This window comes from Bartonella sp. 220B (genome assembly GCF_026930205.1).
Lineage (GTDB): Bacteria > Pseudomonadota > Alphaproteobacteria > Rhizobiales > Rhizobiaceae > Bartonella.
In genome coordinates, this window is sequence record NZ_JANHOI010000066.1 from 1 (window position 1) to 1049 (window position 1049).

2 protein-coding genes are annotated in these 1049 nt (G+C 43.9%); both read left to right on the top strand.

Annotated elements, in window-relative coordinates:
- A partial coding sequence (locus NPX99_RS08720) for a phage capsid family protein (RefSeq protein ID WP_269031433.1) occupies window positions 1–537 on the top strand: 537 nt, incomplete at its 5' end.
- A 19-nt stretch (window positions 538–556) separates the two neighbouring features.
- On the top strand, window positions 557–937 hold the full coding sequence (locus NPX99_RS08725; protein ID WP_269031434.1) for a hypothetical protein: 381 nt from the start codon (window positions 557–559) through the stop codon (window positions 935–937).
- Window positions 938–1049: the final 112 nt, after the last annotated feature.

The following is a 1049-nucleotide window of genomic DNA, read 5'->3' on the forward strand; positions in this document are numbered from 1 at the left end:
TTGATAGATGAAGCTGTTCAGTGCGCGAAGCTAGCAAATCCTAAAATTAGACCGGTTCGTGTGAATGGCGAAAGTGTCTATGTGCTTTATCTGCACCCCATTCAAGTAACACAATTGCGTACTAACACAGAAACGGGTCAGTGGCTTGATATACAGAAGGCTGCTTATACCGGTTCACGTGCGAAAAACCCCATCTTTGATGGTTCTCTGGGCATGTATAACGGTGTGATTTTACGGGAATCCGAGCATGTTACCAATGGTGTAAAATCCACGGATGGTACTCGTGTTGCTGGTGTTCGTCGTGCTGTTTTGCTTGGTGCACAAAGTGTCGTTATGGCTTTTGGTAAGGGGTATGGGGATACACGCTATAAGATCGAAGAAGAAACCTTCGACTATAAACGTGAATACGGTTTTGGTGTTCATACGATTATAGGCATGAAGAAAACGCGTTTCCAAATGCCTGGAAGAGCGCAAGGAGCTCAGGATTTTGGAACGATCGTTATTCCCACCTACACTGGTGAAGTTGACGCGGCTTAATGAGGAAAGGAAATAAGATATGGTAGATGGAGTTACAGGTCACTTACACGGCAGAGATCTTCATACGCATCATGTTAGTTTTTTGCGTTTAAATATCACACATAGCGATACGCAACTTACACGCAAGATAGGAACTTTGCCTCGTGGAGCAATGATCACTTCGATTAAGGCATTCGTTAAAACAGCGTTTCCGGATGCGAAACTAAAGATTGGCAGTACCTATGGTGGCAATGAGTTTAGTGAAAAGGACGTCAAAGCCCAAGGGACGCAAGATTTTGCCTCGACCAATCAAAAAGAGTTTGTTCCTTATGATCAAGAGCTAACTCTTTATGCAACACGGGACAAAACAACAGCTGCTGGTGAGTGCGTTGTGGTCGTGCAATTCGTGACTAATCGCTAAGAGGAGTCTGATGTCACGCCATTACATAACGATAAGAACGGGCGGACCGATACAAGATAGTCAAGATGTTTTTCGTCACAGAGGAACATTTGCAAGATTGATATCGGTTATT